This window comes from Chamaesiphon sp. OTE_75_metabat_556 (assembly GCF_031378165.1).
Classification (GTDB): Bacteria; Cyanobacteriota; Cyanobacteriia; order Cyanobacteriales; family Chamaesiphonaceae; genus Chamaesiphon.
In genome coordinates this window covers 1-3,788 of the sequence record NZ_JANNDR010000531.1, presented here as the reverse complement: position 1 = coordinate 3,788, position 3,788 = coordinate 1, and the positions used below count along the sequence as shown (strand labels likewise).

The following is a 3,788-nucleotide window of genomic DNA, read 5'->3' as shown; positions in this document are numbered from 1 at the left end:
GTGGTGATTCACACTGGCGGTAGCAAGCACCTGAACCAACTGATTCGCGAGGGCTATGTCCATGCCCTCCTGGGCGGCAATGCGATCGCCGTTCACGATATCGAACAATCCTTAATGGGTACCTCTCTGGGTGTGGATATGCAACGCGGGATTTCGGTACATGGGGGACACCGCCACCACCTCAAAGCAATTAATACGATTCGTCGTTGTGGCAGCATCGCCCAGGCAGTCGAGCAGGGCGTACTCAAGAGTGGGGTGATGTATGAATGCGTCAAACACGATGTCCCCTTCTCCCTAGCTGGCTCGATTCGGGATGATGGCCCCTTGCCAGATACCCAGATGGATCTAGTTGCCGCTCAAGCCGATTATGCCCGATTGATTGAAGGTGCCGATCTGATTTTGATGCTATCGAGTATGCTCCACTCGATCGGAGTCGGCAATATGACGCCAGCGGGGGTGAAAATGGTCTGTATCGATATCAATCCAGCGGTCGTGACCAAACTAAGCGATCGCGGCTCGATCGAGTCGATCGGTGTCGTTACCGACGTGGGATTATTCTTAAGCCTGTTGGTACAACAACTCAACAAGCTAACCGGACAATACGGGGGCTAGTTCGCAAAATCAAACTTTGATTTTGCTTTAGCACGGTGATATGATGGGACACTTAGAATCATTTTATGCTCGAACTCAAGCCTGTTTTGGCTCAACAATCCATGGTAATTCCTACCCATTATCCGGTAATGGTTATTGGTGGAGCCGAAGACAAAGTCAATGGTTGCGCCATCTTAAATGCCTTTTTTAACAGTGCTGGGGGCAAGATGGCGACCATCGGCGTTATCCCCTGTGCCTCTCAAGAACCCAGCGTCGTCGGCGATCGCTACTACCAGATCTTTAAGGGGATGGGTGCAACTCAAGTCCAGATCCTCGATATTCGGCAGCCCCAAGAGTGTGACGAAGAACGCTGGCTGGATGTCCTTAGCAACTGTACTGGCGTTTTTTTAACTGGTGGTGATCAATTGCGCCTGCGCGATCTGATCGGCGGTAGCCAGTTTATGACATCCATTAAGCAAAGAATTGCGATCGATAATCTCGTCTTGGCTGGAACTAGTGCTGGGGCGGCGATCGTCGGCGAGAAGATGATTTCTGGCGGTAGTAGTGGCGACTCGCCCAGTCAATCATTGGTCGATCTCACCACTGGATTGGGAATTTTTCCAGATCTGTTAGTGGATCAACATTTTCACAATCGCAATCGGATGGCACGCTTGATGAGTGCGATCGCCGCTCATCCTGATAAATTAGGAGTGGGCATCGATGAAGATACTTGTGCCGCCTTTGAGGATGACAGTACTTTTGAAGTGATCGGGAAAGGCACCATCACTATTATCGATCCAGGCAAATTAACCCACACGAATTACCTCGCCTCTGGCCAAAGTTCGCCCCTGAGTCTGCACAACCTCACCGTCCACATTCTGAGTCAAGGCGATCGCTACAACTATCAGCAGCGCGTTGTCTTACCCGCCCCCGTCATGCCACGACGTTAGCATCATCGAAAACGCCAAAAATGGATTATCAATCTAACTCGATCCCCAACTCCCGTAACTTAGCTGCCATAATTGTGGCTTTCTGCTCGGCGGCATCGGCTCGATCTCGTTCTATTTGAACTTGTGATTCAGCCACTGTTGCCCGCACTTGAGCAGCTTCAGCTTTTTTGGCGATCTTTACTGGCGACAGAAATAACTCACCTGCGGGGGTGTAAATCTCTAACTCATCGCCTAGCTCGAATCTCACCCCCAATCGCGGACTAATCCAACCGGAAATCTCACTAATTCCCTGCAATCTGCCATCCTGTCGCCACCAACCCGTAAAATCAACTCGATCTGGGTCATAGATATAATATTCTTCGACTCCATATCGATCGTAGAACTCAAATTTGGCGGTCATTTCGGCCAAACGGTTGCCTGGAGATAAAATCTCAAATACTACTTGCGGAGCAATATTATCTTCTAGCCATTGTTTATAAGAACCGCGATCACCTTTTGCTCTGCCAAACGCCACCATTGTATCTGGTGCCCGCCGAGTAGTATTGTCGCCCTCGACTGGATACCAGAGTAAGTCTCCAGCGATGAAAACATTTGGATCGTCTGCAAACAATATTTCCAGATTTTCCTTGATTTTGACAATCCAGCTAAACTGGAGCGTATTGTCTGACATTGGCTGTCCGTCGCAGTCTGGATAAATAATATCGGTTTTGTTGAGTTGCCGAACCATAACTAGCGAATACTCCGGTGGTACGCTTTTATCATGATAACTCGATCGACTTCAAAAAATCCCCTCCTCGGAGGGGTGCCCAACGGGCGGGGTGGGTAAAATCCCCGCTACCCACCAATAATCTCCCAACCGTCTCCGATCGATCGACCGACAAATCTCGATCTGGCAATGTCGTAGTAGTTGGGGATTCGATCAACACTGACGGCAGCTTTTGGGTTGAAGGGGTGAAGCGAGGATCTACCCACCCCGCCCTGCGGGCACCCCTCCTGGGAGGGGATTTTCAGGCGATCGTTATATTCATCTCTTAACGTAAACACCTTGAGGACAGGATGCGATGTACTTATTCGCAGCACTAGACTTATCTAACGCTTTGAGCCTGCCAGCAGCCACTAATGCTTGGTGAAGATAAACAGCTACGTCAGCACGAGTTGCGACAGTATTCGGCCCAAAATTACCACCTGGGATTTGACTGCTATTGTACTCAGGACTTGTGGCCATGCATTTTTGAGTTGCTGCGATCAGGGCGTTTTGTCCGTAGCTAGGAACTTGAGCCGCGTCACCAAATACACTATTGAGATCTAAGGTGCCTGAAGGTTCTAGTTTACTGCCATTAACTAATGAGACTAGACTCTGAATCCGCAAAGTATTTTGCATTGGTGCAAAGGTGCCGTTTGGATAGCCAGAAACAAAACCACTTTGATAAGCTTTTTGGATGACTTCGGCAGCCCAGTAGTTTGGGGGGACATCCTCGAATGTACGTCCAGCTCTAATTGGCTGGAGATCGAAGGCACTGTTTAATAAAGCGGCAAATTCAGATCGAGTGATTGGCCGATCCGGCTTAAAGCTACCGTCAGGATAGCCTTTAATAATATTTTTTCCGACTAGAGATTTGATGAAAGGCTCTGCCCAGTTACCTGCGATATCAATGCTTTGATTGACTTGCTTTAAAGTTGAAGTGTCTTTTTCATTAGGCTTAACTGCGATCTTAATTGCTTGTGGTAATGCGAATAATGCCACTAATCCAGTAACAATAACAGGAAGCCACTTAATAAAATTACGAAGATAGATTGGAGTTGGAGTTATTAAGGGTTTAATAGGTGGTTGATGTGTTACAGGTTGAGGCGATGGTTCGATGGAGAGATTGTTAACTGGTGTTATTAATAACTCTGATGGAATATATTGTACTCGTTGATGAATCTCAGCAACATCTTCATCTCGTAGCTTCAATTGTTGTTGATATTCCTTCAGATCGGCTTGTTCTCGATCGCTAAAAGGTTTATTATGCTGCACGGCTTCAGTTAGCGTTTGTTCATACTCTGTAATTTTGTGCTGATATTCCCGATAAGGCTGCAATACCCGATCTTCTATTTGATTAGCTTCCTCCGGCGAAATTCCCCACTCCTGTTGTTTCCCTGAAAGTATTTGCCGCACAAAGATCGAAAACTTACCATCTCCTTCTTCCGCACGCTTCTGAAATTCCCGCTCGTATTTTAAGTTGGGATCGTCGCGCCGAGATTTTG

General features: G+C 47.7%; 4 protein-coding genes and 1 pseudogene. 3 read left to right on the top strand and 2 right to left on the bottom strand.

The genetic code is table 11. From position 1 onward, the window contains the following. Together RMO27_RS21050 and RMO27_RS21045 are read left to right on the top strand one after the other, a co-directional pair. Positions 1-612 (top strand): annotated as a pseudogene (locus RMO27_RS21050) (fused N-dimethylarginine dimethylaminohydrolase/saccharopine dehydrogenase domain-containing protein); the annotation flags it as partial. Positions 613-677: 65 nt separating this feature from the next. After that, positions 678-1,541 (top strand): cyanophycinase, encoded by an 864-nt coding sequence (locus RMO27_RS21045; RefSeq protein WP_396133777.1) that lies wholly within the window; start codon positions 678-680, stop codon positions 1,539-1,541. Between the two features lie 28 nt (positions 1,542-1,569). Here RMO27_RS21045 and RMO27_RS21040 read toward each other — a convergent pair whose 3' ends face one another. Continuing rightward, positions 1,570-2,268: a Uma2 family endonuclease gene (locus tag RMO27_RS21040; protein WP_309736268.1), complete on the bottom strand. Its 699-nt coding sequence runs from the start codon at positions 2,266-2,268 to the stop codon at positions 1,570-1,572. A 17-nt stretch (positions 2,269-2,285) separates the two neighbouring features. Between RMO27_RS21040 and RMO27_RS21035 the strand changes: the two genes are divergently transcribed. Further along, positions 2,286-2,576, top strand: a complete 291-nt coding sequence (locus RMO27_RS21035; protein ID WP_309736264.1) for a hypothetical protein — start codon at positions 2,286-2,288, stop codon at positions 2,574-2,576. On the opposite strand, the gene RMO27_RS21030 is transcribed toward RMO27_RS21035, so the two are convergent. After that, positions 2,566-3,788, bottom strand: a 1,223-nt coding sequence (locus RMO27_RS21030; RefSeq protein ID WP_309736262.1) for an S-layer homology domain-containing protein, incomplete at its 5' end; no start/stop codon positions are given. The genes RMO27_RS21035 and RMO27_RS21030 overlap by 11 nt on opposite strands.

Bases quoted from the DNA above. Each gene is read 5' to 3' on its own strand.
- RMO27_RS21045 (WP_396133777.1), top strand. From the start codon at position 678: ATGCTCGAACTCAAGCCTGTTTTGGCTCAACAATCCATGGTAATTCCT.
- RMO27_RS21040 (WP_309736268.1), bottom strand. From the start codon at position 2,268: ATGGTTCGGCAACTCAACAAAACCGATATTATTTATCCAGACTGCGAC.